35 protein-coding genes and 1 pseudogene are annotated in these 25,230 nt (G+C 35.5%); 25 read left to right on the plus strand and 11 right to left on the minus strand.

Features of this window, described 5'->3' with window-relative positions; genetic code table 11:
* Positions 1-60: 60 nt before the first annotated feature.
* Both ACQKKO_RS10900 and ACQKKO_RS10905 read right to left on the minus strand, forming a co-directional pair.
* On the minus strand, positions 61-630 hold the full coding sequence (locus ACQKKO_RS10900; RefSeq protein ID WP_498647040.1) for a VanZ family protein: 570 nt from the start codon (positions 628-630) through the stop codon (positions 61-63).
* 74 nt (positions 631-704) lie between these two features.
* The gene (locus tag ACQKKO_RS10905; RefSeq protein ID WP_498647042.1) at positions 705-1,130 is read right to left on the minus strand and encodes a hypothetical protein; all 426 of its coding nucleotides are present in this window, start codon (positions 1,128-1,130) and stop codon (positions 705-707) included.
* Positions 1,131-1,877: 747 nt separating this feature from the next.
* Here ACQKKO_RS10905 and ACQKKO_RS10910 point away from each other — a divergent pair.
* Both ACQKKO_RS10910 and ACQKKO_RS10915 read left to right on the plus strand, forming a co-directional pair.
* Complete coding sequence (locus tag ACQKKO_RS10910) at positions 1,878-2,036, plus strand: anti-repressor SinI family protein (RefSeq protein ID WP_498647044.1); 159 nt, start codon at positions 1,878-1,880, stop codon at positions 2,034-2,036.
* A gap of 463 nt (positions 2,037-2,499) precedes the next feature.
* Entirely contained in the window at positions 2,500-3,240 is a 741-nt protein-coding gene (locus tag ACQKKO_RS10915) for a hypothetical protein (protein ID WP_498647046.1), read from the plus strand.
* Between the two features lie 34 nt (positions 3,241-3,274).
* On the opposite strand, the pseudogene ACQKKO_RS10920 reads toward ACQKKO_RS10915, so the two are convergent.
* The 4 genes and pseudogenes from ACQKKO_RS10920 to ACQKKO_RS10935 form a co-directional block, all read right to left on the minus strand.
* A pseudogene (locus ACQKKO_RS10920) lies at positions 3,275-3,571 on the minus strand (tyrosine-type recombinase/integrase); the annotation flags it as partial.
* A 40-nt stretch (positions 3,572-3,611) separates the two neighbouring features.
* Complete coding sequence (gene istB / locus ACQKKO_RS10925) at positions 3,612-4,376, minus strand: IS21-like element IS643 family helper ATPase IstB (RefSeq protein ID WP_498647048.1); 765 nt, start codon at positions 4,374-4,376, stop codon at positions 3,612-3,614.
* Positions 4,376-5,917 (minus strand): IS21 family transposase, encoded by a 1,542-nt coding sequence (gene istA, locus ACQKKO_RS10930; protein ID WP_498647421.1) that lies wholly within the window; start codon positions 5,915-5,917, stop codon positions 4,376-4,378. Before istA ends, istB begins: the two co-directional genes overlap by 1 nt.
* Positions 5,918-6,251: 334 nt before the next feature.
* On the minus strand, positions 6,252-6,644 hold the full coding sequence (locus tag ACQKKO_RS10935) for a hypothetical protein (protein ID WP_498647050.1): 393 nt from the start codon (positions 6,642-6,644) through the stop codon (positions 6,252-6,254).
* A 158-nt stretch (positions 6,645-6,802) separates the two neighbouring features.
* Here ACQKKO_RS10935 and ACQKKO_RS10940 point away from each other — a divergent pair, with 158 nt between their 5' ends.
* Genes ACQKKO_RS10940 through ACQKKO_RS10960 form a run of 5 tightly spaced genes read left to right on the plus strand, consistent with a single transcriptional unit; the run spans position 6,803 to position 8,643 of the window.
* Positions 6,803-6,985: a helix-turn-helix transcriptional regulator gene (locus ACQKKO_RS10940; protein ID WP_498647423.1), complete on the plus strand. Its 183-nt coding sequence runs from the start codon at positions 6,803-6,805 to the stop codon at positions 6,983-6,985.
* A gap of 3 nt (positions 6,986-6,988) precedes the next feature.
* Positions 6,989-7,357 carry a hypothetical protein gene (locus tag ACQKKO_RS10945; protein ID WP_498647053.1) on the plus strand — a complete coding sequence of 123 codons (369 nt, stop codon included), beginning with the start codon at positions 6,989-6,991 and terminating at the stop codon, positions 7,355-7,357.
* Positions 7,358-7,413: 56 nt separating this feature from the next.
* Complete coding sequence (locus tag ACQKKO_RS10950; RefSeq protein WP_498647055.1) at positions 7,414-7,608, plus strand: TdeIII family type II restriction endonuclease; 195 nt, start codon at positions 7,414-7,416, stop codon at positions 7,606-7,608.
* Positions 7,571-8,200 carry an SDR family oxidoreductase gene (locus ACQKKO_RS10955; protein ID WP_498647057.1) on the plus strand — a complete coding sequence of 210 codons (630 nt, stop codon included), beginning with the start codon at positions 7,571-7,573 and terminating at the stop codon, positions 8,198-8,200. The genes ACQKKO_RS10950 and ACQKKO_RS10955 overlap by 38 nt, the downstream gene beginning before the upstream one ends.
* A 38-nt stretch (positions 8,201-8,238) precedes the next feature.
* The gene (locus ACQKKO_RS10960) at positions 8,239-8,643 is read left to right on the plus strand and encodes an NAD(P)H-binding protein (RefSeq protein ID WP_498647059.1); all 405 of its coding nucleotides are present in this window, start codon (positions 8,239-8,241) and stop codon (positions 8,641-8,643) included.
* A 154-nt stretch (positions 8,644-8,797) separates the two neighbouring features.
* Here ACQKKO_RS10960 and ACQKKO_RS10965 read toward each other — a convergent pair whose 3' ends face one another.
* The gene (locus ACQKKO_RS10965; RefSeq protein WP_498647061.1) at positions 8,798-8,992 is read right to left on the minus strand and encodes a hypothetical protein; all 195 of its coding nucleotides are present in this window, start codon (positions 8,990-8,992) and stop codon (positions 8,798-8,800) included.
* Between the two features lie 371 nt (positions 8,993-9,363).
* Positions 9,364-10,548 carry an MFS transporter gene (locus ACQKKO_RS10970; RefSeq protein ID WP_498647063.1) on the minus strand — a complete coding sequence of 395 codons (1,185 nt, stop codon included), beginning with the start codon at positions 10,546-10,548 and terminating at the stop codon, positions 9,364-9,366.
* A gap of 157 nt (positions 10,549-10,705) precedes the next feature.
* Between ACQKKO_RS10970 and ACQKKO_RS10975 the strand changes: the two genes are divergently transcribed.
* The 4 genes from ACQKKO_RS10975 to ACQKKO_RS10990 all read left to right on the plus strand — a co-directional run bounded on the left by ACQKKO_RS10975 (position 10,706) and on the right by ACQKKO_RS10990 (position 13,816).
* The gene (locus ACQKKO_RS10975) at positions 10,706-11,299 is read left to right on the plus strand and encodes a TetR/AcrR family transcriptional regulator (protein WP_498647065.1); all 594 of its coding nucleotides are present in this window, start codon (positions 10,706-10,708) and stop codon (positions 11,297-11,299) included.
* A 318-nt stretch (positions 11,300-11,617) separates the two neighbouring features.
* On the plus strand, positions 11,618-12,340 hold the full coding sequence (locus tag ACQKKO_RS10980) for an SDR family NAD(P)-dependent oxidoreductase (protein WP_498647067.1): 723 nt from the start codon (positions 11,618-11,620) through the stop codon (positions 12,338-12,340).
* 620 nt (positions 12,341-12,960) lie between these two features.
* Complete coding sequence (locus tag ACQKKO_RS10985; protein WP_498647069.1) at positions 12,961-13,536, plus strand: TetR/AcrR family transcriptional regulator; 576 nt, start codon at positions 12,961-12,963, stop codon at positions 13,534-13,536.
* Between the two features lie 13 nt (positions 13,537-13,549).
* Positions 13,550-13,816, plus strand: a complete 267-nt coding sequence (locus ACQKKO_RS10990; protein ID WP_498647071.1) for a hypothetical protein — start codon at positions 13,550-13,552, stop codon at positions 13,814-13,816.
* 99 nt (positions 13,817-13,915) lie between these two features.
* Here the strand turns inward: ACQKKO_RS10990 and ACQKKO_RS10995 are convergent, their stop codons facing one another.
* Positions 13,916-14,401 carry a hypothetical protein gene (locus ACQKKO_RS10995; protein ID WP_498647073.1) on the minus strand — a complete coding sequence of 162 codons (486 nt, stop codon included), beginning with the start codon at positions 14,399-14,401 and terminating at the stop codon, positions 13,916-13,918.
* Positions 14,402-14,640: 239 nt separating this feature from the next.
* Between ACQKKO_RS10995 and ACQKKO_RS11000 the strand changes: the two genes are divergently transcribed.
* From ACQKKO_RS11000 to ACQKKO_RS11030, 7 genes are all read left to right on the plus strand, one after another.
* Positions 14,641-15,687: a flavin-containing monooxygenase gene (locus ACQKKO_RS11000; RefSeq protein WP_498647075.1), complete on the plus strand. Its 1,047-nt coding sequence runs from the start codon at positions 14,641-14,643 to the stop codon at positions 15,685-15,687.
* Positions 15,688-15,698: 11 nt separating this feature from the next.
* The gene (locus ACQKKO_RS11005; protein ID WP_498647077.1) at positions 15,699-16,091 is read left to right on the plus strand and encodes a hypothetical protein; all 393 of its coding nucleotides are present in this window, start codon (positions 15,699-15,701) and stop codon (positions 16,089-16,091) included.
* Between the two features lie 85 nt (positions 16,092-16,176).
* Entirely contained in the window at positions 16,177-16,824 is a 648-nt protein-coding gene (locus tag ACQKKO_RS11010; RefSeq protein ID WP_498647078.1) for a hypothetical protein, read from the plus strand.
* A gap of 112 nt (positions 16,825-16,936) precedes the next feature.
* A complete protein-coding gene (locus tag ACQKKO_RS11015) occupies positions 16,937-17,323 on the plus strand; it encodes a peptidase M56 BlaR1 (RefSeq protein ID WP_498647080.1) in 387 nt (128 codons plus the stop codon).
* Positions 17,324-17,585: 262 nt separating this feature from the next.
* The gene (locus ACQKKO_RS11020; RefSeq protein ID WP_498647083.1) at positions 17,586-17,801 is read left to right on the plus strand and encodes a hypothetical protein; all 216 of its coding nucleotides are present in this window, start codon (positions 17,586-17,588) and stop codon (positions 17,799-17,801) included.
* Between the two features lie 50 nt (positions 17,802-17,851).
* Complete coding sequence (locus ACQKKO_RS11025; RefSeq protein WP_498647085.1) at positions 17,852-18,040, plus strand: hypothetical protein; 189 nt, start codon at positions 17,852-17,854, stop codon at positions 18,038-18,040.
* 80 nt (positions 18,041-18,120) lie between these two features.
* The gene (locus ACQKKO_RS11030) at positions 18,121-18,678 is read left to right on the plus strand and encodes a hypothetical protein (protein WP_498647086.1); all 558 of its coding nucleotides are present in this window, start codon (positions 18,121-18,123) and stop codon (positions 18,676-18,678) included.
* 23 nt (positions 18,679-18,701) lie between these two features.
* Here the strand turns inward: ACQKKO_RS11030 and ACQKKO_RS11035 are convergent, their stop codons facing one another.
* Positions 18,702-18,911, minus strand: a complete 210-nt coding sequence (locus tag ACQKKO_RS11035; RefSeq protein ID WP_498647088.1) for a hypothetical protein — start codon at positions 18,909-18,911, stop codon at positions 18,702-18,704.
* A gap of 348 nt (positions 18,912-19,259) precedes the next feature.
* On the opposite strand from ACQKKO_RS11035, the gene ACQKKO_RS11040 reads away from it, so the two are divergent.
* On the plus strand, positions 19,260-19,961 hold the full coding sequence (locus ACQKKO_RS11040; RefSeq protein WP_498647090.1) for a M23 family metallopeptidase: 702 nt from the start codon (positions 19,260-19,262) through the stop codon (positions 19,959-19,961).
* A gap of 54 nt (positions 19,962-20,015) precedes the next feature.
* On the opposite strand, the gene ACQKKO_RS11045 is transcribed toward ACQKKO_RS11040, so the two are convergent.
* Entirely contained in the window at positions 20,016-20,540 is a 525-nt protein-coding gene (locus ACQKKO_RS11045) for a cupin domain-containing protein (RefSeq protein WP_498647092.1), read from the minus strand.
* A 162-nt stretch (positions 20,541-20,702) separates the two neighbouring features.
* On the opposite strand from ACQKKO_RS11045, the gene ACQKKO_RS11050 reads away from it, so the two are divergent.
* The 6 genes from ACQKKO_RS11050 (at position 20,703) to ACQKKO_RS11075 (ending at position 25,066) form a co-directional block, all read left to right on the plus strand.
* The gene (locus tag ACQKKO_RS11050) at positions 20,703-21,308 is read left to right on the plus strand and encodes a DUF1349 domain-containing protein (protein WP_498647093.1); all 606 of its coding nucleotides are present in this window, start codon (positions 20,703-20,705) and stop codon (positions 21,306-21,308) included.
* A gap of 386 nt (positions 21,309-21,694) precedes the next feature.
* The gene (locus ACQKKO_RS11055; RefSeq protein ID WP_498647094.1) at positions 21,695-21,979 is read left to right on the plus strand and encodes a hypothetical protein; all 285 of its coding nucleotides are present in this window, start codon (positions 21,695-21,697) and stop codon (positions 21,977-21,979) included.
* A gap of 91 nt (positions 21,980-22,070) precedes the next feature.
* Positions 22,071-22,445, plus strand: coding sequence for a hypothetical protein (locus tag ACQKKO_RS11060; protein ID WP_498647096.1), 375 nt, complete (start codon positions 22,071-22,073; stop codon positions 22,443-22,445).
* A 480-nt stretch (positions 22,446-22,925) separates the two neighbouring features.
* Complete coding sequence (locus tag ACQKKO_RS11065; RefSeq protein ID WP_498647098.1) at positions 22,926-23,447, plus strand: GNAT family N-acetyltransferase; 522 nt, start codon at positions 22,926-22,928, stop codon at positions 23,445-23,447.
* A gap of 160 nt (positions 23,448-23,607) precedes the next feature.
* Positions 23,608-24,375: an SDR family NAD(P)-dependent oxidoreductase gene (locus ACQKKO_RS11070; RefSeq protein WP_498647100.1), complete on the plus strand. Its 768-nt coding sequence runs from the start codon at positions 23,608-23,610 to the stop codon at positions 24,373-24,375.
* Between the two features lie 127 nt (positions 24,376-24,502).
* The gene (locus ACQKKO_RS11075; RefSeq protein ID WP_498647102.1) at positions 24,503-25,066 is read left to right on the plus strand and encodes a hypothetical protein; all 564 of its coding nucleotides are present in this window, start codon (positions 24,503-24,505) and stop codon (positions 25,064-25,066) included.
* The last annotated feature ends 164 nt before the right edge of the window (positions 25,067-25,230 follow it).

A 25,230-nucleotide genomic window follows, 5' to 3' on the forward strand; every position in this document is an offset into this window, starting at 1 on the left:
TTTTTTGTTAAGGGTCATTATTTTTCAACAAGATTTATCATATATCTTGGTGAAATGTAATTAACTCTTATGATTTGCTAATCCACTTATGTAACCAAGGATGGTATTAGGATTTTCTTTTGATTTGAAGAACTTGTTAAAAAGTCGCGCAAACATTTTAAATAAAAAGTATCCTAGTAGCCCACCTAAAGTATTGTAGATAATGTCGTTAATATCGAAAATTCTATCTGATCCTGCGAAAAGTAAATGTTGCATTAATTGTAAGGTTTCAATAATTAATGTAAAAACTAGAGATGTAATTAATATTCTTACCCAACTAGTTTTGGCTATAAATGAAAGACCAAAACCGAATGGAACGAACATTAAGATATTTAATAAAGTAGTACGTAAATCGTACCCAAATGGATTTACAAGTTCAAAATTAAATGGTTCAACAGACTCACCAAATGGATAATCAACTATAAACATAGGGAACTGCGTATATTTGAAAACATTAACAAGATAAACATAAAATACAGTCCAAAACATTAAATAAACAAAAGATTTATTTCTTTTTACTCTTAAAATAGTGACCATAGAAATAAAAATTATCAAAAATATAAAAATAGGGGTTAGGTTAAAATCTAACATTGATATACCACCTTGTAACATCAAAAATAAAATAATTGAGGTCATAACTAGCCCTCAATTATTTTTATTTAAATTTAATTTATAGTTCCGCTACCTTTAACTGTTGTGTAATTATGACCTTTAGAAAAATATAAATAATAAGTTCCTTTTGGTTGATTAGAAGCACTCATAGCAACAGATGTAGCGTGTCCTTTACTATTTGGATTGACACTTCTAGTAGCTACCTTAGTGTTTAGACCTACTGTATTTTTTTTGTATAATACTGCTGTAACATTAACACTACTAGTTGTTAGTTGGTCGTTCCATTTGCTTACATATACACTACCAGTTACAGTTCTTTTTCCTGCATTCAGACTGTACGTATTTCCGTTATTATTACCATTAACTACTCCGGCTGACATAGTCATACTCCAAGATGCTGCTAATGCTGGTGCAGTTACGCCTAGTAAAAATATTACTGTTAAAAAAGCTGTAATTATTAGATTCTTTTTTTTGCTCATTATTTTCCTCTATATATAATATTTGTTAATTAACGTATATTAAGTTACCATATGAATATAATTACAGTCAATGAAAAAATGTAACTTTGTGTATGATTGAGAATCTTTTATTTTTAAAAATTCTATCGATACAATATTATTACTAAATCAAGAGTCAATAATATCACATTTCACAACTGGAAATTATAAAATAAAATTAATAAATACACATCTTTTTGTATTTCTGACTGAAGACCTCTCATATGAATGAGAGGTCTTTTTCTCATTCTCTGTTTTACTTCATAAAAATTGTAGTACATATAAAATCGTGTAATATTAAAAATAGAATGTACTGATACTAAAGGTTTGTATCCCAAAATATTCTTTCACGTCATTGAGGACTAAGTGAGGTCAAACTCGTGGTGGTTCGACTCCCCTCAACCACATCGTAAAAGCACCAAGGCTTTTAAAGCTTTGGTGCTTTTTTATTTTGAGACAATGACTTACATAAATCACCTAAATAGTATTTTAAAATTTAAATAGTTGATATCAGTTTTACATTACTAATTAGAATATCCTTTGGCCTATTATCTGAAATTATAATTATAAGATGCCACTATATATGTAAATAGAATTAACAACTATGCTATTCTTTGACTTGAGAATTTATTTAACTGTCTTAGGATTTACTATTACTATACCTTTGACCATTGCAGAAGATAAAGATTGAACTACACATCAATTGATAAGAACAATGGAGGGATGTCTTTGTTTCAGCATAAGGATGAAAGAGAGTTAGACAATGAGTGGATTAACCTAATGAAGGAAGCTTTAGAAATGGGGACTGGCGAAGAGGTTAGGCAGTTTCTGATTAACCCAGTAATAATTGATCAATTAAAGGGTCGTAATTTCAGAAATAATAAGTAATGAATTTAATGCGAATATTTTTGTTCGTGTTTAAATGAATGTACGGTTGATCTCCGAGAAAAAATTACACTTTACAAAGTTAGCTGATGTGCGTTTATAATTGACGAAAGGGTCTCCATATTTACTCCATAAAAGAAGAAATATTAATAAAGATATGGAATCAAAACAAAAGGATGTACTTATACCAAGGGTTTATACCTCACAATCCTTTTTCTCGTCATTGAGGGCCTAGTGAGGTTAAACTCGTGGAGGTTCGAGTCCTCTCAACCGCATCCCAGTAGTACCAAGGCTTTTAGAGCTTTGGTGCTTTTTTATTTTATACATATTAAGGTAGTATCTTCACCACGGACGAAAAAAACGGGAGTAGAACTGGAGTAAAAAACAGTTTTTATCTAATACGGCAAAATGTTCACAAAATGTTCATAGTTCGTGTTTAACAACTTCTCTGAAGGAGGTCTTTAAAATGGATTCATTTTTTGACGAGAAAAAAGAAGAACTGAAAAAAATGCAGGAAGTATACGAAGCTGACGTAGTAAATTCTCAAGCATATCAACAATCTTTTAATTACATGAAGAGTCTATTAGATGATTTTCAGAAAGGTTTAATTATAATTGCTATGTCATCTAGTCGAAACCATAGTGCTTATATGGATTCTGCATTGATGTTCAGTATTACAGAGTTGGTAGGATCTATTACATCCATAAGGATAATATCTAATGAACTTGTTATGAATGCCTCAAAGAGAGAACTAAGATATATGTTAGAAGCTACAATAAAGTATTCAGCTGTAGATCAATTTTGTAAGGGACAATCTCTGGAAGAAAAGTTAGAGTTCTTTTATGAGAAAATACCTCGATCTTCAATTAGCCCTCTTGATGAAATTCATGGTTTAGATGATTTAATGGTTACGGATACTAAAGAGTTATACTCCTTACTATCGCAATTCACTCACCCTTCTAAAAGACAGATTACAGAATATAAAATGCAATTAGACAATAAAAAGATAGGTTTTCAAGATCATAAAGATTTGGATACGTTTAACAAGTTATTGTTCAGAACATTTGATACGATAATGTATCTCTGTTTAAGAAATCAAGGTCCTTATGTTATGAAAGATTTTTTCTATGTATTAAACGAGAAGAAGTGGAAATTTCATAAAGGTAAACATCTAGGGAAATTACCTAATAAATACCGTAAAAAATAATTTTAAAACCAAGCGAAGTAATATTTGCTTGGTTTTAAAAGATATTATCAAATTTATCTGCTGTCTCTTGTTGTTTATTTGGGAACAGGTGACCATATACGTCTATGGTAGTTTTAATAGAAGCATGTCCTAATCTTTCTTTAATGGTCACATGATCCTCTTGCTGATTGATAAGTAAAGCTACGTGCGAATGTCTTAGATCGTGCAAGCGAATAGGTTCTAAATCACCTTTACTACATATCGTTCTAATTCTTCGACTGAATATATCTTTAGTGGGAGGTTTCTCTCTATATTGAAACATGTGTACTTCATCATGATGTTTTATATTGTAGACGTCAAGTTGAATTTTACACTTTTTGCTCGTTTGCTTTTTACACTTCTGCTGAAAAAATGCTCTTTCGATTTTTCATTCGGTGACTTTCCTCTTCTTCACCTCCATGGATCACTTCCACACGATGAAGTAGGCGATCTAAAATCGCTGTGGTGATGCCTTGGTCACCGATTAAATTGCCCCATTCTTCTGGACTCTTATTTGATGTCAGGATAATCGAACTTCGTTCGTATAAATGATTGATTAAATGAAAGAATAGATTTGCTTCTCGCTGATCCATGGCCATATACATTAAATCATCAATGATCACTAGGTCGGCATTTTTAATTCTCTTCAGCTGAACTTTAGATTTGTTGAGGTATTCCTCTGATTTGAGAAGCTGCACCAGTTCACCCATTGTAGCGAAATACACATTGAATCCTCTGTAAACAGCCTCAAGTCCAAGCCCAATTGCGATATACGTCTTACCAATGCCTGGAGGTCCCAAAAGAATCAGATTATATTGTTGCTCTAGCCAGCTTAATTCTCGGAGTTGAGAGAGCTGTCGAGCTGTCAGAACGTTTTGTCCGTCCAACTCAAACTCATCTAATGACTTCACGAAAGGGAAGCGTGCCCATTTCATTCTCTTCTCCAGGCTTTTCGCTTCACGTTTGTCTAATTCATATCGAGTGATAGACTCTAAAAATTCTAAGTAAGTCCATGATGCTTTTTCAGCTTCGCGAAGAAGCTTTGGCAGCTCCTCCGCAGTCTCAGCTAGACGTAGCTGCCGGAATTGATCTTGTAGTTCATGTACAGTCTTATTCATCAGACTCTACCTCCTAAAATGCTCGAGTAGGCAGCTAAAGAACGGGTAGAGGCTTTGATATGAGAATGTTTTGGTGAACTCGTGTAAAAGGATTGTACTTGTTCAACCGGTTCATCTTGTAAAGTATTCAGGTGATGAGCGATATCACGAAAATCATTTGCATTATAAAGCTTTTCTGTTGTGCACTTGGTCAAAACCCTATTAATGACAGCTGGATATTGTTGAATCACTTTATAAAGTATCGTGAACTGATCTCTCCGATACCTCGGGTATCTTTGGCTAATCTCATCTAAATAGGCAGATGCTTGGATCTGATCTTCAAAGTGCGAGATGAGACGTTGCTTAAGCTCTTCCACACCTTTAGAGCGATCGCGCGTATGGTGACGATTTTGAATCAGTTTTCCTTTTTCAGAGCTGATGATATGCTCGGCGACTTCACCATTTGTTTCTTTACGAATCACTAGGGCGCTGTGATCTTCTTGCTTCACTTCAATCCACACAAGGTTCTCACCCATATTTTGATAAGTCCCGAGTGGGACGGAATAACGGTTTGACTTGTACCGAATCGTGTTGTCCTTGCTAACACTTCTTGTTATACTTTGGTTATTGGTACTTTCATATGAAAGTAACGAAGAGACTGGCTGTAAGTGTTGCTTTTCGAGGAGAAACACTTCTGCTGGTCTTTTTTTCGTTGTCTGATGAACCTGATAATTACCAGTACGCTTGAGCCACTGTTTTGCTCGTTCATTCCAATCTTCTATATCTCTAAATACACGACTGTCAGCGAAGTTGCCTTTTATGTATTTCACTACATTCTCGATCATACCTTTAGATTCTGGATCCGCCCTTCGGCAAAGGTGAACTTTGAATTTACGCTCGTTCACATAGCTTTGGAATTCAGCTGTTAAAATCAGTTGTCCTGCATTTTCGCTTACTGCTATTAAATGATCCTGATCATAGACAATTTCTTCTGTTCGTCCTCCGTAGAATTGGAATGCATTTTCGTGACACCGAATGGCGTCTCTTGTGGTGAATGGACGTGCTTGCCATTCCATATATTTATGTCGTGAGTTAGCGAGTACAAAGGCAATAAAGTACAGTTTGATATCTTTGTTGTTTACTGTTTTTTGTTTTGTTTCTCCCCAGTCTACCTGGAGTTGTTTACCCATAGGTTGTTCAGGGACTGCTTCATATTGACGGACAATTACCTTTTTCTCAATCTGATAAACTTCTCGAATTCCCCTCACATAAGTTCTTACAGTACTTCCACCGACCAATAGGTCGGGATATCTTTCTAATAGCCAATCATGGATCTGAGCACTGCTTAGTTGGGGATACTCTTCTAGCCACGCCAGTATCCAATCCTTATAATCGTCTAGTTTTTTCTTCTTCCCCAAGGGCTGTTCAGTATAGGCTTTTGCCTTATCGAATGTCATTGCTAAATACTTATAGACAGTCGGTCTTGAGATCTTAAGCTCCTTAGCGATTTGTGCTACTTTAAATTTTCTCTTATGTAATTCCTGAATCTTAATATATAACACTAACTTCTCCTCCAAAATCCTAACCTCCAGTAAAATAACGTCACGATCTATTTTACTAAAGTGGTAGGTTGATTGAGCAAAAGTATAAAATCTTATCGAGCAAAAAGTGTCAACTTTATTCTAGCGTTTACAGAAGCACGGAGATAAAATATAGGGCTAGGGAACTCCTCCCTTTTTGTATGGATTATCTCATGATTTTCTCTAATAGGGTATTAGTTATAAAGATCCGAGTGTTTATGTTAAGTATAAAAAAGATTTTAGGCCTAGTATTAGAAGATAATAGGCCTAAAATCCTTAAATATAGTGAATAATAAGTTATGTTATTTCTGGATATTTACTGTGGATGAATTCCTGTGTAAATTACTTGTGCAGGCATTAATCCAGTAAATCGAATATATACACCATTACCATCATTTACTGCAACTAAAGTTCCTGAGACACCACCACCTACGATCACTAAAGAAGCTGTTATAGCTTTAATGAGAGCAGTTGGAGCAGTGAAAACAGGCATCCATGCTGCAGCTATTGCAGCTCCACCTGCTCCAGCCCCAATTAACTGCGCTGTAGTCCTAGTTAAATCATCACTTAAATATACTCGATATCCCCACCAAAGTATGTCTATACCATTACGGTTTGCCATTTCTTCAAATTCATTTGTGGAGAAATCACTTTGAGTAGCACTGTCTCCAAAGGTTAATACTCCATCTTCAATTTTTGCTTCAGCCAATTCTTCATCAGTAATCTGATTAAGGAGATTATTTGTCTCCTCAACTTTATTTACTACTGCTTCATAATCTTCTGCATTTAAGTTTGTTTCAAGTTCGGATTCATTTATAGTGGTGTAAAGCAAACTTTACAAAGGGGGCAATTGTCATAAAGAATAATATCCGTGAATTAAGGAAACAAAAAAATTTATCACAGAAAGGTTTAAGTGAGTCTTTAAACGTTAGTAGGCAAACAGTTATTTCGATTAAAAATGGGAAATATGATCCATCACTTAAATTAAGCATGAGAATAGCTCAATTTTTTGATAGAAAAGTAGAAGACATTTTTGTATTGGAGGAATAATATATGAATAAAAAAATGGAAATATTTTTAACTCTATGGGCTCCATTAGTAATGTTAATTATAGCTGTAGTATTCATATTCTGGGGACAAGACGTGTGGGTAATGGGAATATTGGTATTTGGAATAGCTTTAAACGCTCTAACAGATTTAAAGTTAAAAGGAACTAATGTTAATGAGGATGAACGATATAGATATATCGTTTTAAAAAGCTCTGATATGTCAAACAGAATCACTGGGACGGCTCTGATAATTCTTACTATAGTACATTTTCTCTTCACACAGTTAGAAGGTTCATTAGTTTTAATCACATTATTATTAGTTCATTATGTTTCACAGGCTTTAAGTTCTTTATTAATAAGTAACAAATACTAGTTAACTGAAATTAGGCTTCAATTAAAGTAAAAATCACCAATCATATTGCTCCATTAATGGAAAGGCTAATAAATAGAAGAGTAAATATTGAACCGTTTGATGAGAAAGAGATCGAAGCTAAAAACCCTTTTGGATTTAGGTTAGTTCCTGTGGAAGTATGGAAAGGTTCAAAATTTGAGCGTTCTTTCGTAACAATTTTGGGTCAAGGCATATTTGAGCAAATTGCTAAGATTATTGCAGAAGGTTCTTGAAGGAAATGTTAGTGTCGCTACCTTTAGAGCAACGGATATTTCCTCAAGAGATGAAGTAAGTGCATTAATAGATTTCACTGTGGAGAAATACGGAAGAATAGATACACTCATTAACAACGCAGGATTAATGTTATTCTCTAAATGGGATAATGCTCATGTTGATGAGTGGGAAAAAATGATCGACTTAAATCTAAAGGGAGTATTATATGGTATAGCTGCTGTTCTCCCACAAATGAAAAAGCAAGGCTCTGGTCAAATTATTAATGTTGGTTCAGTAGCAGGTCACGCAGTAGGTGAAGGTCACGGTGTCTATAGTGCGACAAAATACGCGACAAAAGCCATTACAGAAAGCTTAAGAGAAGAGATATCTGTAAATCATAATATTCAAGCGGTATACATTTCACCGGGCGTAATCGCAACTGATTGGCAAGAGAAGGTGACGGATAAAGATGTGAGTTCCGTGTTAGGTAACCTGAATGAAGTAGCGATTTCACCAGAACATGTGGCTGAAACCATCGCTTTTGCAGTGAATAAGCCGAGTAATGTTATGATAAACGATATTTTTGTGACACCAACGAAACAAGTATGGTAAGAATCTATATCGTATGAAGCACTGGAGCGGATAAGTCATTGCTTATTGATTTATGGGGTGCTAAAAAAGCAATTGATTATGCAAAATCATCAGGTATCACACACTTTATTCAACTAAGTGCAGCAGATAGTTTAGATGTGGATGAGGAAAACGAGAAAATGAAGCCTTATGCGGTTGCAAAGTATATGTCAGATTTCTATGTTGAAAAAAGCGACCTACAGTACACAATTGTGCGACCAGGACCAATGAACAATGAAAAAGCATCTGGAAAAATAGAGTTACATCCAACAAGGCAAGATCATTTTAATGATTATCGTATCACTAGACAGGATGTTGCGCAGGTACTCGATCAAATAATTGGAAATGAAAAGTTATTTGGTAAGAGTTTTTATATTAAGCAAGGTGACGAATCAATCGAGGAAGCAGTAAGCAAACATTTTTAATATCTAGGGTATAACTCTTCAACGAAATATTTAGTAATTTATGAGTACCAAGGCTTTTAGAGCTTTGGTGCTTTTTTTGTTATTCGTCATAAGAGGGATAGGTTGGATCGTTTCCCCTTATTAACTTAAAATGGAGAGTAGATAGCTTAATACGTTACTTCTTTGCAACAGCTTTATGTTGGATGAGTAAGATTGAAGATGCTATTCCAATAAAGTTAAGTATGATTCCGATTGGTGCAAGGATGAATACCAGTATTGTTGGTAAATCCAACAAGGAGGGAAGGATGCTAATCGGTATACCAATTAATAAAGTGATTAAGACGTTTCTAAATAAAATCTGCTCCTTCATTATGAGTAGCTCCTTAGATTAGTTATGAGTACGATTTAGAGCTAACGTAGCTATTCATTTTCTTTCTCAAATACTATAATTTCCACTATCCAAAAAACCACAATAATAATTATCATGCAAACTGAGAAAGTGGTACTAGAAAAGTTGAAAACATTCTTTGCAATTAACAAAAGAATTAATAAAGGGAAAACAGTAAGAAATCTAAATTTTAATCTTTTTATAATGACCATGCCTTTCAATTTAACTTTCATTTTCTAATTATATCAAAAGGATGAATTTATTAGAAGTGGTTAAAGCTTCTTGCTTAAACCAACTAAAGACCCGACTACATTGTCATAAACGAATCCTGTCGGGCACTTAGCATATAGGTTTTACTGTTTCACAAAAGCGTATTTCTGGTTAGAGATGACAATCCCAATGGCTATAACGGTAAGTACAAGAATCGTTAGTGGGAAAGAGATACTTCCAAATGAATCGAGCAATAGCCCTCCTATAATCCCTCCACCAGCAATTGCTGCATTCCAAACGGTTGTGTTCATAGACATTGCGGCGTCTACATTTTTTTCGCCTACTGATTGAGCTAGCGCAGTTTGTAATAAAGTAGCAGCCCCACCAAACGTAATTCCCCATAAGGCAATCCCAATGAAAATGATGAACGCGTAGCTACCTGCAAATTGAAATAATACTGCTGATAATGAGAAACCAATTAGACTTACTAAGACAAGCAGTCTAAGTTTCTTATCAATTAAAACACCTGTAATATATATACCAATTAGTGAGAGACCACCAAAGATAAATAATGAGATCCCTACTTTAGAACCTACATTCATCGCTACAAGAAATGGTGCAATATATGTGTATAGAATATTATGAGCGATCATCCATAAGACGACAACCGACAAAATGGGGCGTACTCCAGGCATGGTGAATACTTTATACAGACTTACACGATTCTTACTTGAATTACCAGAGAAATCTGGAACCTTAACTACAATCCAAATGATTAAGATAAACGCTAAAGTGGACATGATGATAAAAACCGCTCTCCACCCTAGATAATCTCCTAAAATCGTACCGACTGGAACTCCTAAGCTTAGAGCAATCGGTGTTCCCACCATAGCTATTGCTGTAGCTCGACCTTTTAATTCTTTTGGAACCATTCTTCTTGCATACCCAGTTAGCATACTCCAGACAATACCAGCTCCTACACCTGCAAAAAAGCGAGCGGCTAAAGTTAATGTGTAATTTGAAGATAAGGCCGTAATCGTATTAAAGATAAAGAACAAACCAATTGCAAAAAGTAGTAGTGGTTTTCTCTTCCAGCTTTGAGTTGCAAACGTAACTGGTATAGCAGCTACAAGTGATCCAACTGCATATAAGGTAACTAACTGTCCTGCAAGTGGACTAGTCACGTCTAATCCATTACTAATGTGCGGGAGTAAACCGGCTGGAACTGTTTCAGTCATGATACAGATAAATCCAGCCATTGATAGTGCTAATAAACTCGTTAAAGGTAACTTTGGTTTAGCGTTTTGCGATTGGCTAATATCAGACATTGTACGTATTCTCCTTTTTATAAATAAAAGTTGGAAGATATAAAACTCCTTTCGTCATTTATGGATCGATCAATCCATATGTTATTCTATCTCTTTATGGTTGTCAATCATTTATGGATCAATTAGTATATAAGTAAGTAATCAAGGAGGTGTACGTATGGCTCGAACGGGACGCCCTCGTGTATTTGACAAAGAATCAGCCATATCTAAAGCTATGGTTTTATATTGGGAACAAGGTTTTGAATCTACGTCACTTGCACAGCTTAAAGAAGCGATGGGGATATCATCTGCAAGTTTTTATGCGGCGTTTGGTTCTAAAGAGAACCTGTTCAAAGAAGTGATTGATCGGTACAACACGTCTTATGGTACAGTGACAGATTGTTTAGCTGATCCATCATTGCACCCTAAAGAGGCAATCGAAAAAGCCTTAAGACAGACAGCCAAGATGCAGACAGATCCCAGCCATCCTTCAGGTTGCATGCTGGTGTTATCAGCAAATGTCTGTTCAGAAAAAAATAAACATGTACGTGATGTGGTATTTGAAGAACGGACCTTAGTTAGGGCTAATCTAGAAGCATGTATTTTAAGAGGACAAAAAAACGGAGATATAACGAGTAACGTTAACTCAGATGTTTTATGTACGTTAATAGAAGGCTTTATGTATGGAATCTCTACACAGGCGAGAGACGGAGTAGGTCATCAATCAATGGACCAAGCTATAACGCAAATGATGAAAACGTTTGATATGTAAGATGGAAGTGTAAGGACGAATAACATTATAACAATTCTATTAGTGTTCATTTTACATCTGATGCATTTTGAAAAGAGTCACTAATTGGTAAGCGGAAGAGATGTTTTGTTGATCAATTTTCTGTTAAGATGCCAAGGCTTTAAGAGCTTTGGTATCTTAAATTGAACGACTAGTCAGAATCCTTTTTAAATTACCTCTACAACTAAAGATGTAGCAACGCTCGGACTTTATGAAGTGTCTATGTATAAGGTACTCTGATATTCTTTACTAGCGAATGATAAACACATTATTAATATCTAGTAGAGAGGTTGAGGCAATTTGAATAGACATTTCATTATTCTTGGGGCAAGTAAAGGCTTAGGGGATGCGTTTGTGAAAGGGTTACCTACTAATGGAGATACCGTATGGATCATATCAAGAACCAGACCAGATACCTTAGACTTGAATGATGGCGTTCAGAGAAACTGGTTAGAAGTGGACTTGTCACAGCAAGATCAAATAGGTGTGGTTAAAGACGCACTAAAAGATCAAACAATAGATGTGCTTATTTACAATGTTGGCGTATGGGAGAAGGATGGATTTGAAGATGATTATGACTTTGATCATGATAACCCCAAAGACATTGCTACTATATTAAATATTAACTTAACTTCAACAATAACTTTTACTCAAGCCTTATTACCAAATATAAGAAAATCAAAAAATGGTAAGGTTATCTTAATTGGATCAACCGCTGGATTAGATAACACTAGCAATTCACAGGTTTCTTTTGTAACTTCTAAATATGGACTACGTGGGATATCAAGTGCATTAAGAGAACATGTAAGGAAAGATCGAATTGCGGTTACTTGTATCAATCCAGGTGAACTGGCTGCCGAGATCCCTTATGAAGATGGAGCTGAAAAGGCTATAATCGAATATGCAGGTACGAGAATTCCGGTTCAAGATATTGTATCGATAGTCAACTGTATAGTGAGTTTGTCTGCTGTTTCATGTGTTAAAGAATTGAATATACCAGCTATAACAGACAAAAACTGTTAAGTCCTATACTTTCTTAAAGACACACTAGCATTTATTGGTGAGGGATATCAGCTTTACATCTCTCTTGTAAATGATGAGCATACATTTAACTCTTTAAAAATGCCTTATACTGAACAATATGGTGAAAAGAATGAGCATTTTTACTTTATAAATCTGAATAATGATCCTAAAGCGCCATATCACCCAGTAACGTTGTTAGAAAAAGAAGAGGGTTAATCTTCTTCTTTTTTAGTAAAACTTGATCTTATTATTAAGTATGTTTAATACGTATATTTTAATCAGTGTTTTGATTATATACGTAATGGTCTCTATATGTTATCCAGGAGATTCAGAGAGACATATTAATACGTTTACTATAGGGTTTTAAATGTATGTATACCAAGCTTTTGAGTGCCAAAGCGTGGAGGTTCGAGTCCTCTTAATGCCATATAGGAAGTATGTTGAAGTACCAGCCCTTTTAGAGCTTTGGTGCTTTTTTATTTGTGTATTTTTGCTCGTATCTTAATAACATTGCAAAAAATGAATGGAAAATATCTTATTGACCATTATCAATATTCAGAATATAATACATATGACTATATAAGTTATTTTAGTCATATGTATTATGGAGGTGTAATAAGATGGCTAAAGGTTTTACTGAGCAACAAAAAGTAACCATTCACAATAAGTTACTTGAGGAATGCAAAGAGAGTTGGCAGCGATACGGATTTAAAAAAACAAGTATTGATGACATTTGTAAGAGTGTAGGGATCTCTAAAGGAGCGTTCTACATTTTCTTTGATACAAAAGAGGCCCTATTTTATCAAACTTTTAAAACTATACAGGATCGTTTATATGAGGATGTAGAAAGTAAGTTAGCGGCCATGTCAAACAAGTTTGGTGTTGCCGAGGCGTTAAAGCAAATCTATAGAGTTTATAATGAATGCACGTTTATCTATGATATTAAAAACCCCGATTTTTTAGCATTCTTTAATAAGTTAGAAGAGGAACAGAGAGAGGAACTTACTGAAAAAGCGTATAGATCAACTAAGTACATGTTAGATAAACCTTATCTCACTTTAAAGATTGAGGAGGATCTAGCTATATCAGTATTATCAGCGATGTTAAACACAATCACTCAAGAAAGTACCTTGTGTAGTCCTGTAAGTGTTTTTGATTTTATGATTGACAATCTGATTGATAACATATTCGAGTAGGAGGAGACAATGTATGAAATCCATTAATGTGAAAGACCACACTAAAAAGTATATGGACGTCTCAAGAAAAGCAGCGAAGGGCACATACCCTTCAATCAGGGTAGCGAAAATTGGTTCAAACCTCGGTATTGGAATAGGTGTAGCTTTGATGGGTGTAGGTATCTATATAATAAGTATAGGTAATACTTACGGAGTTGGGAGTATCCTTGCGGGTGCTGTAACAATTGTTTCGAATATTATCAACTTAAAAAGAATCGAGAAGCAATCGAAAAAGGGATGAGAAGGGCAACTTGAGCATTATGGGAAAGATGTTGAGTTTTTACGTGATCATGGAAAAGAATTTATCGTGTCCGGTTTTACTCCATCAAAAGATAAATAACTATACTCTCTTGATACGTCTCACACTATTAACTAACAGCGAGCTTAGAATTGTAAATGACAAAAATACAAACCAAGTATTCATATTAAAATATTGATTATTCAATTGCATGCTGAAACCAACTGTGATCATGTGAATATACTCCATATCATGGGACCCCATAAAATCGAAGTATTCATTTGCTAAAAGGTCTCTGTAATCGTCTAACTTACTAAACTGATACATGATCCCGAAACAGATATGTGAGATTAAAATGAGTACTAGTATGTTCAGGTGCTTTTTTTTAATCTCTACATGACGTAAGAGAATTGAAACTATCCAAACAATACTAATTGTAATAGGTATTAGGATGAACACAAATACGATTGCAATATTTCCATTTCCAGCGCTAAAAGGGGGTTTGGAACTAGCTGTTAGATTACATAAGAGAAAGATTTCAGCTGTTAAAGAATATAAGATTGCCAAGATCCAGATCCATTTGCTCATCAGTACCTCCCAAGTTAAGAAGCATATAAGATTATAATAACTTAGAGGGTAGATTATTCAATAATTAAGATTGTATAACACTGAATGTGGACTATCAATGAATCAAATAATATAAGAAGTAACCGATTGTGCCAAGGCTTTTGAGCTTTGGTACTTTTTATATTGACACGCCCGTCCTTATCATACATTCTAATATTAAAACATACATTTGAATGTTTGTGATACGGAGGTTTCAAATAATGAACACATATGAAGTCATTATTATTGGTGGTGGCCAAGCAGGATTAGCCATGGCTTATGCACTGAAGCAACAGAATATTCCCTACATAATCCTTGATGAAAATGAAAAGCCTGGTGCATCTTGGGAACAAAGATATGATTCTTTAACGTTATTTACACCAAGGAATTATAGTACTTTGTACGAATATACTATAGAAGGAGAGCCACAGGGTTTTCCGAGTAAGAATGAGTTAGCTTTGTATATGAAAAGGTTCGTAATGGAAAAGGGATTATCTATTAAACACAACGAAAAAGTATTAAATGTGACTAAGGACAAGAACCAGACGTTTCTTATAGAGTGTGAATCAACGACGTACACTGCTGCTCAAGTAGTCATAGCAACAGGAGCATTTCATGATCCATTTATTCCAGACATTCATGACCAAACGATCCCATTTATGATTCATTCATCAGAATACAAAAATCCTAACCAAGTTCCAAAAGGAAAGGTATTAGTTGTAGGAAGCGGAAATACAGGCGTACAAATTGCAGCAGAGCTAAGCCACACTCATAATGTCATTCTTTCTAGCAGTCAAAAGATTAGAAACATCCCCAAACATATAATTGGTAAGAGTCTATTCTGGTGGTTTGATGTACTTGGACTGTCCAAAGCTACACCCGATTCCTTGGTCGGTAAGTTTCTACGCAAAAGAGATCCGATTATCGGGAGCGATTATAGACGTGTAAAGAAAGTAGTTAAAATGGTAAGTAGAGTCATAAGAGTGGAGCGTGGGAAAAGCTATTTCCAAAAAGATTATCCACTAGCTATAAACTCTATCATATGGGCTACAGGCTTTAGAAACCGATATGACTGGATTCAGATCGAAGGAGTCGTTAACTTAAAAGGGCAACCTATTCATACTTTCGGAGAATCACTGGTTATAGGTCTCTACTTTATAGGGTTAAGCTGGCAGAGTCGAAGAAGCTCCGCCTTGATTTATGGAGTAAAACACGATGCTAATTATATTGTAAATCTCATTTTAAAGAGTCAGTGTGGTGAAAAATAGGGAGGTGCTTTATGAAGAAATTAATACCTATCTTTTGTACTGGATTGGTTTTTCTATTCGTAGGGTGTTCTAATAATGACGACTCAAAGACCGTGACTAACTCGGAAGAAAATCCGACAGCAGAAGAGGTTCTAACAGGAGATACAGAAGTTGATATTCTGATGTTTAACGGGATCATATACAAAACAAACATTGATTGGGTCGATGAACTCACGTTAACAAAAGGTGATCAGCTGGGTGAAATTAAAGTGCAAGCTGCAGATGGGAACTATGATTACACGAATGAAATGGCAAATAAGTTATTAATCGGTTCAGTTATCTTTGAAGCAAATGAAAGAGATGATGTGTTAATTGTAGATGAGGATGGGGAACTGCATTATTATTATGCGTTAGTAGAAGGGTAACAGAAAATGTGAAAGCGAAGTTATCTATTTGAAAAATATGGGTATGGTTGTTCATACAGTATTGAGACTCCAAGGGGGCAAAGGTATGAACAAGCCGTTAAGATATTCGTCATTTCTATTACTTAGTATCGCTCTATTTGGATGCAATCAACTTGAGAATGAAGTGAAAGAACTTGAACAGGAATATGGAATTGAGATCCATATTAATGAGATTGGTGATCGTGATCCGCAAACAATTCCTACATTTGATAGAGAACAAGTTGAAACGTTACTAACCTACATTGTAAGGTTCAAAGAAGAAGAACAACAAGAAGGGCATACAAGTCATTACCTTGGAGATGCTCTTTTAGAGTCAGTTCGAACAGGTGATGAAAAAGAAATACCCGTAGATTCCTATCGTCTATATTTGGGGACAAAAGGAGAGGAAGTCGATGTGTATAATTTGTTGACGACCATTAACTTTTATTCAGATCGTGATGACAGGGTAGTAGCCGATATTGATGCTGTAAGGACTGGGAGAGGAGGAGTTGATTGGCAACAAAGTGTAGGGGAAGTCATCGAAGCAACTCAAGAAGAAATCGAGTTTTACTTAGAAGGTGAATGGTTGGGTGAATTTCTCTATGAAGGGAAGATTCTATCTTTTACTGAGCCAAATACTTTGTCGTTTATTCTGACGCATGAGGAGATAGAAGAGTATAGGCAGCAGGCTATTAATATAGATGCTGTATCTTAAAAACGAATCCTACAACAACCTCTCTTCATCGTATTTTCTACCTTTGTATTGTTTATAATAAAAGAAATCGCTCACATGAATTGTCATGAATGGATAAAAAAGAGGGAATCATGTGCTAAAGAAGACATTGATATTCGCTACATTTTCTATCGGAGCCTTAATAGGTGTGCTTTCACTTCAAACGGCATTTGGCGGAGAAGAAATGACTGATTATTCATTAAATGATTCAGGAGAAACGTATGGATCGGCCTTATATTCTACCTCTTCAGCAGATGAGCCTGATCTAATTCAGGCTATTGGAGTAGATGGAACAGAAGGTTATATAAAAAAAGTAGACTTAGATAGAGTAACAGGTGAATCCGATTTACCCAAAACCCCTGAAGAGGCGTTAGCAAAGCAAGCAGAACGAGAGAGAAATCAAGATACGGACATTCCTTTATATGAAGCAAATGGTAAGACGGTTATAGGTGTGTTTAGTATAAGTTTGAATACTGAGTGAGTTGAACACGGAAGTTTGCTTAATGTAGATAGATAATGTATGTAAGAGGTAAAAACGAATAGAATCGGCTAATCTTTAGCCGATTCTTTTTTTTATGCCTTTGCTTTTCCTGTTGTAACTAAGATACTAACTAATTTATCCTGGAGAGAATTTATAGGTAGTAAATCAAATATATTATCAAGGTTGTAGTTCGCTTTTTAAATTGTTTTATAAACAGGCTACAGGGTAGACTTTGACTAAGGAAAATTATAGGAGGGTATGAATGGGAGCTAAATCTTTGCTGGTAGGTGGATTAATCTCAATTGGTATTGGCCTAGTATTACTTTTATTTGTTATGTTTTATTATCCAACAGGTGAAAGTTCTTGGGGAGGCGTAGGTGTACTGTTGATATCAGTAATTTTTGGTCTATTAGGGCTCTTACTACTATTAATCGGACTTTTATTGAGATTAAGAGAAAAACGTATGGAGAAGTTATAGGAGAAAAGATAAAAATACCAATACCTTAAATATCTTTGTAGGAGGTTACCATGAGTAGACGTTTTTACAGAGCATCACAATACTCTCTTGTATCGGCTCTGATGATGCTTATAGTAGGGTTTATCCTAGGGGGATCTTTTTATTGGCAAGGAGTAATTGGTTTTGCATTAGGTGGGTTTGTAAATGGATATTTCATACATCCATATTTTGAAAGAAAAAGAAAGGAAAGCGCAAAGTAAAGTTTGATTTTATTTAATAGTATCTTGATGTCCAGTTGTCGCTAAGTAATGCAGTTTACACTCTTTAGGAGGTTTTGCGATTGAAAGATATCATTACGATCGATTTCTTCTTTTATCATGTGAATGAAGATGGGAATCCAATTTGGACAACAGATGAAGAGCCGGATAGGGTTCATATGAAAGATCAGTCAGCTATAGAGGTCGTTAGGGAGACATTAATTGGTCAAGATTTTCACGCGTTACCTGGATTTATAGAAATAAAATGGAATGACCAAATGATTTTAGATGAAAAGGACGCTACGTATGATCTATTGTGCATGTGGGACTCTTTACTATCAGGGTTAATTAAGGATTACCAAGAACCACCTTGGCCACTACTTTCTCTAACACCAGATAGCTATGAACTGATTGCAACAGATCAAGAAATTGAACTAAGTATCATTCGACGAAATTATGTTGACCAAGAAGATGAGCAAATACACTTTAAGCATATTCCATTAACCATTTTTAATGAAGCAGTCTTTCATGCAAGTCAACGATTTATTCAATTTATCAGGCAGTTTGAGTTTGATCTAGAAGAGTCTTCGTATAGTAATTTATTAGAGTCACAGGAGCTTTTAGAAAAGAAGTTTTCCTAAATAAATACGTTATGTTTCTTTATCTAAAGAAGGAGACCAAATAATGTTTGGTACATATAAAGAGATAATACCGACAATGTGATACCAATAGTGATGGATGCGGTGGCAATGAGGATGAATTTACGGATCGTGATTTCATTTCTCTTATAAGCTATGTTTAGCATTTTCACTATAAAATAAACGGTCATGATTAGAATAATGGTGGAGTAAATCGTTGCTAGAATGGCTTCCATGAGTGTCGCTCCTTTTTAAATCGTCTATTTATTTTACCATTAATTGTTATATATGTGGGGTACCAGAATTAAAGAAATTCAACTCAGAAAAGCGCCAGTTATACTCGCTTTTTAATAGGTATTGGATTCGATCCTGTCTGGTCTTAATGTCTCTTGAATTAATCACTTTAACACCTCTCTTCTTAACTCTATATTACTATGATTTCCATTCGTTATTTCTGTCTACATGCTATTTTTTAGCGTAATTTCAACTAAAAGTATATTACGTCAAGTAGGATGACTGAAGGATTTCGTACTAGATCATTTATATTAAATCGATTGTTAAAAAGAGCAGAGGAGGAAGTGCACATGATTTACACACGTGATCCAATCATTGTAGAGTTTCCATTAAGAGGAGAGTGGTATGCTCCTAACACGCCAGGAACGAAAATTCCTAGTCATGGTACCGACAAATTTGGATCTAGATATGCTTATGACTTTGTTCAAGTGAATTGGAATCAAAAGGGATGGCCTGCTTACCGGACGGGCTTAGCTCACTACTTGTTTTCTGGAGTTCCGATCCATGAATACTATTGTTGGGGGCAAGATGTGTTTGCTCCTTGTGACGGGGTTGTTATCAAAGCGGAGGATGGATATCCAGAACGAGCAAAAACGAATTTGCTCAAGGATCTGACTAATGCATACAAACATGCTAGATGGTTCGACCCGATTAAAGATGATGTGCAATCAGTGGCGGGTAATTACATCATGTTAGATTGTGCCAATAGTGTGTATGCTGCTTTTGTTCATCTTCAATTGGGGTCTGTCCAAGTAGCTGTCGGTCAGTCTATAAAAAAAGGTGAATTCATTGGAAAGGTTGGACATTCGGGGAACTCTTTTGCTCCACATTTACATATTCAGTTTATGGATGACAGTGATATAGCTGACGCGAATGGAGTTCCTTTTGCGTTTGAACAATACGAAGTCTATAAAAACGGTGTATGGGAAAGTGTAGTAAATGGTATTCCAACAAATAAAGATCGAATAAGATTTTATAAGGATGACTGCTGAAGAGTGAAACCTGCATAAAAAAGCTTGCAAACAGTTTGCTTGCAAGCTAATTTACTATGATTCCATTGCATCTGCTTTTGTCATTTGTATCGTTCCATAAGGATGGTGCGGAGGGGCATAGATGGTATACAGTTTTAATGGAGTTGGTCCAGTATTAATAATGTTATGCCATGTACCTGCTGGGACCATAATGGCACTATCCTCAAACACATTGGCTTGAAACGTTAGATTATTTGGATTCTGCGGATTATCCCCCATTTGAACTAACCCCTGACCTTGTTCGATGCGAAGAAATTGATCAGTATTAGGATGAATTTCCAACCCGATGTCGTCCCCTACATTAATGCTCATGACAGTCACCTGCAGATGATCTCCTGTCCAAATGGCAGTACGGTAGGTGTTATTATTTCTTGCTGCTTGTGCAATGTTAAGGGTAAATGGATCCTTCCCGTAATCCGTTTTGGGTTGCTGATACGGAACGGTTCTATTTATGGACTGTGATTGAGTGTAGGGGTAGTATATTGAGTTTCTTTGAATAAAGGGGTAGCAAGAGTAAAAAGGATTCTGATAGTAATACACAATATCACTCCTTAGCTTTTATATTGTGTATTATATGCATTAGCCTACTGGAGGTTCATCAGAAAAGTACATTAAATCGCGTGAGTGTAAATGACTAAGAAATAAATGTAAGCGTGTATAATAGTTTTAGTATGATAAAAATGATTGTAAAGGAGTTTTAAAATGGATCGCATGAAGCTTGGTCAATTCGAATGGTTAAATGAAGGATCACACTCTTTCAAAGAAGAGAAAATGGTCATTATAGCTCCGCCCAAAAGTGATTTTGCCTATGACAATGGGATGACCTCGGGATCAAGTGAATTATCAAAAAGCCTTAACAATGCTCCCTACTTTTATACAGAAGTAGAAGGAGATTTTGTTATGAGTGTTAACGTATCACTCACTTTTAAAGATACATTTGATGCTTCTGCCATCATGATCCACCAGAATGAAGAATGCTGGGCAAAAGCGTGTTTAGAACGAACGGATTTCAATAAAAATGCTGTTGTAAGCGTTGTACGAAATCAAACGACAGATGACGCTAATGGAAATCATATTGAGGGAGATACAGTATGGTTAAAAGTAGTTAGAGTTGGGAATTCATTCTCGTTTCATTACTCTTTAAATGGTGAACACTATGAAATGATGCGCGTTTTTCACTTGCCTGTTAAAGAAACGATTAAAGTCGGATTTGTTGCTCAAGCTCCTATAGGTAATGGGGGAGAGCGTTATTTTTCAGATTACAAATTGGAGTGTAAAACAGTTAAGAACATTAGGTATGGTAAATAGGTTCATTCAAGTCATTTGTGTATGAACATAATGAACCATAGGAAATGTACTGAATGTCATTTTCGTGTATACTAAATTTACTTAATAAAATAATGATTACTTAGGAGGAGCCTGTCACCAGGGGATGAATATGTCCATTTGATGATGGGCTTTTTTGCGTTTTATAAAGGAGATGATGATATTGCTAGTGAAAATCGAACACTTGATATTTAAGAGAAGTCATTGTCATTCCTTTAACTCAATTAAAAGGTCACATTACCTATATAGGAAAAAAGGTTTTGCATAGTCATCCTTATTTCGATCAGGAACACAATCAAACAACGAAAAATCGTTTTATCAAATTACTGAACAGACTTCCTTCAAAGGGAAATAATTGTGGCTACCGAATGATTATTCATGTTAGCAGAGAGATTTCAGGGTTTGATGATGAATGTATCAAAGAATGGATTAGAATGAGTATGAATGATTTACAAGAAATAGTTGGACACAGGATGGATTGGTTGGGGATTAATCACTTCGCTCATGAAGATGGTTCTCCTCATACTCATCTCATTATTTGTGGGTACAGCTTAAATAGTCAGATGAGAATGGATTTAAATTCGTATCATTTCCTGCAATTGGAGAAGAGTCTTCATTCACATTTTTCATCGAGTTTATATGAACGTTTGTAATTTAACGAAACCTTAATATAACTTCTAAATGACGCACCCATACATTGTATACGATTAGAATGAATCCATATTTAAAAGCTGGGGTGAGAATATGACCAAAGATCTTCTTTATCTTTTAAGTATTTCGGCTCTGTTCACTTTGTTCGGGTGTACATTAGATGATCAGATGGATGTTAATGAGACAACAGAAGGAAGATTTTTGAAATTGACTAATGGTCAAAGTATTTTAGTTAATGATCAAGGAATCATGGTAATGGAAAATGAACTCAATGAAAGTGAAGTATGTGAAGACGTTACGCTGGGTGATAAGATTGCAATCATTACGAATGCAATAAATCAAAGTGATCCTGCCTCTGCTAATGTTACATCTTGTACATTTCTAGAGGAAGGTGCTCTGAGTGAATTACCGAATGAAACGTTAGATCGTCTGCAAGAAATGGGATGGGTAGTTGATCAATCAGAATAACCGGCAAAAAAATTGCAATTTAACGATATTTCTTAATTTTTTGGTTTAAAACTAAGAAAAGTGGGTATAAGGATTCTGATAAACATCATTAGTTGAACTTAAATTCAATACAGTAAGGAGTAACTACCATTTTCTTTTATTCTATTAAATTTAGTAGCGGACAAAATTATTATTTTGGATCATCATCACACTTAGAGAATCCAAACGATATCACTTCCTATGCCATTGAGAAAGGGTTTATGTACAAGCAGGACATTTTAAATGTGCTTGCTGCAAGGAGAGTGCGATCAGATCAGATTAAAGGTGTGGCGAAAGTCATTTGAAGCACGTGTATTTGCTTGTACTATAGTTAAATAGTACAACATTGAGATGATAATGATACGTATATGAAACGTCATTCACATGTAAGGGAATGACGTTCTTTTTTATGAGATCGAGTATACTAATATAAACTTTACTTATCCGATAGGGGGCCAACCATTGAAAATTGAACAGGTCACAGAAGAAACAAAAGAGAGTTTGAGCTTATCAAACGAACCATTTCAGTTGTTCGGTGAGTTACTTGTTACGAGATCAAATGGCTCATGGGAGTATTCCGAACGAACCTTTGATCAACGAACAGAAAAAACGTTCCCAGAGGAGAACTATTCATTTGAGAACATCAGTCAAAAGGGGTTTGCCGTTGCTGCATATGATCAAGGTCAATGTGTCGGTTTGGCAGTATTTGAAATCGGATGGAATAAATACTGCTATCTAAGTGATCTCAAGGTAAAGGAGAACAACCGAGGAAGAGGTATTTCTAAACAGATGCTAGATTTTGCAATGAACCTAGCGAAAGAAAAGCATTGTAAGGGCCTCAGTACCATCGCCCAAGCCTATAATCTAGCTGCAAATCGTTTTTATCTGAAGTATGGATTTGAAATAGGAGGGTTAAACACAAGAGATTACGAGTTTACATCGGAAAGAGGGAACTCTGATATTTATTATTACCTTAATTTTTGAGAAGCAATTCATGCTAATTCTTTGAATCACATAAGTATCTTTTTAGTAACTATACCACATTTATGTGCGTACTTCATAAATGGTAAGAATGGATTTATACTATATGTATTAATTCGAGAGTGATCTCAATTAAATAGATATATACTAGGGGGATTCAGTTATGAATTTTAAAGATAAAGTAATCATCGTGACAGGGGCAGCAGGCGGCATCGGAAAAGAAGTAGTAAAAAAAGTATCTTCTGGTGGAGCGAAGGTTGTATTGGTTGATTTGAATAAAGAAGCAATTGAAGCTGTTCAGTCTGAGCTTTCTTTAACGAAAGAGAATAGTCTTGTTGTACAAGCTGATGTATCGAGTGAAGAAAGCGTGAAGCAGTACGTTGAACAAACAATAGCTACATTTGGCCGCATCGATGGGTTTGTGAATAACGCAGGTGTTGAAGGACCCGCTAAACTAATTGAGGAAATTACAGAGAAAGAGTTTGATTTCGTGTATGGAATTAATGTGAAAGGTGTACTGTTTGGTTTGAAGCATGTGTTGCCAGTTATGAAAAATCAAAATGCTGGTTCCATTGTTAATACGTCTTCTGTAGCTGGATTAACTGGAGCGCCAAGTATGGGATTATACAATTCTTCAAAGCATGCGGTCATGGGGATTAATAAAGTAGCTGCTTTAGAATCAGCTGCTCATAATGTACGTGTGAACACAGTAAACCCTGGAGTAATTAACACACAGATGATGCGTAACATTGAATCAAATGTGTCTGAGGATGCTGAGGCTGCTAAACATGCATACAATGATGCAGTTCCGATGAAACGCTACGGTGAGCCAGACGAAGTTGCAAACCTGATCGCATTCCTGTTATCAGATGAAGCTGCTTACGTTACTTCGTCTTCATACACAATTGATGGTGGATTATTTAATGTGTAATAGAGGCTATATGAGCGTATTAGTTTAGCGACTAGTATGCTTTTTTTGTAGAAAAGTAAAAAGGATAGATCTAACCATTTTAAACTATAATGAAAGATAGAACACGATAAGGAGGGTGGATGACAAGATGAAAAGATATATAATCGGATTGTTTGCCATACTTATCACTGGAGGTTGTGGGTTTGGAACATCTGAACCGGAGGAGTGTAGACAGTACGGAGCCATTGAAGCATCGCTTGAATGGATTCCTTTTACAGACTCTGTGAAGCAAGCAGATCTCATTGCAGAAGTTGAGATTCTGGATAGCGAGACGGTCTTCGACAATATGTGTAAGACCAAACACAGTGCAAAAGTGGTACAGACTCTAGTAGGAGAATCAGAAGAGGAGATAACGTTTCTGCAATCAGGATCAGAAAGAATGCTTTTTAATCAAAATCAGATCTTCCAGGAAGGTGACACCTATCTTCTCTTTCTACGTCAGACCACGAGTGGAAGTATGGCTGATTATTGGGTTCAGGGAGAAGAACTTGGAACGTATCATATTGATGGAGACGTTCTTAAAAGAAAAATAGAAGATGAAGAATTAACGTCGATTGAACCAGCAAATCATGACGACCTGTTAGGACCGAATATTCGGCAGGTAGTTGATAGGGAAGCGTTTAATAGCTTAGTAGAGAAAATACATGAATAGGCAGATGACCTAACTTGTGTCTGATGATACAGGTTTTTTGTTGATTGTTTGTTTAAAAACGAACGGCAAATAATTCTCTTATTGAGTCATTCGCCATTTTCTAATTAGTTTTAGTTATGTCTCAAGGTCTTGCGTTTGAATTGATCTCATGGACTATGCGTAAA

Source organism: Alkalihalobacillus sp. NPDC127517, assembly GCF_050276055.1.
Taxonomy (GTDB): Bacteria; Bacillota; Bacilli; order Bacillales; family Bacillaceae_D; genus Alkalicoccobacillus.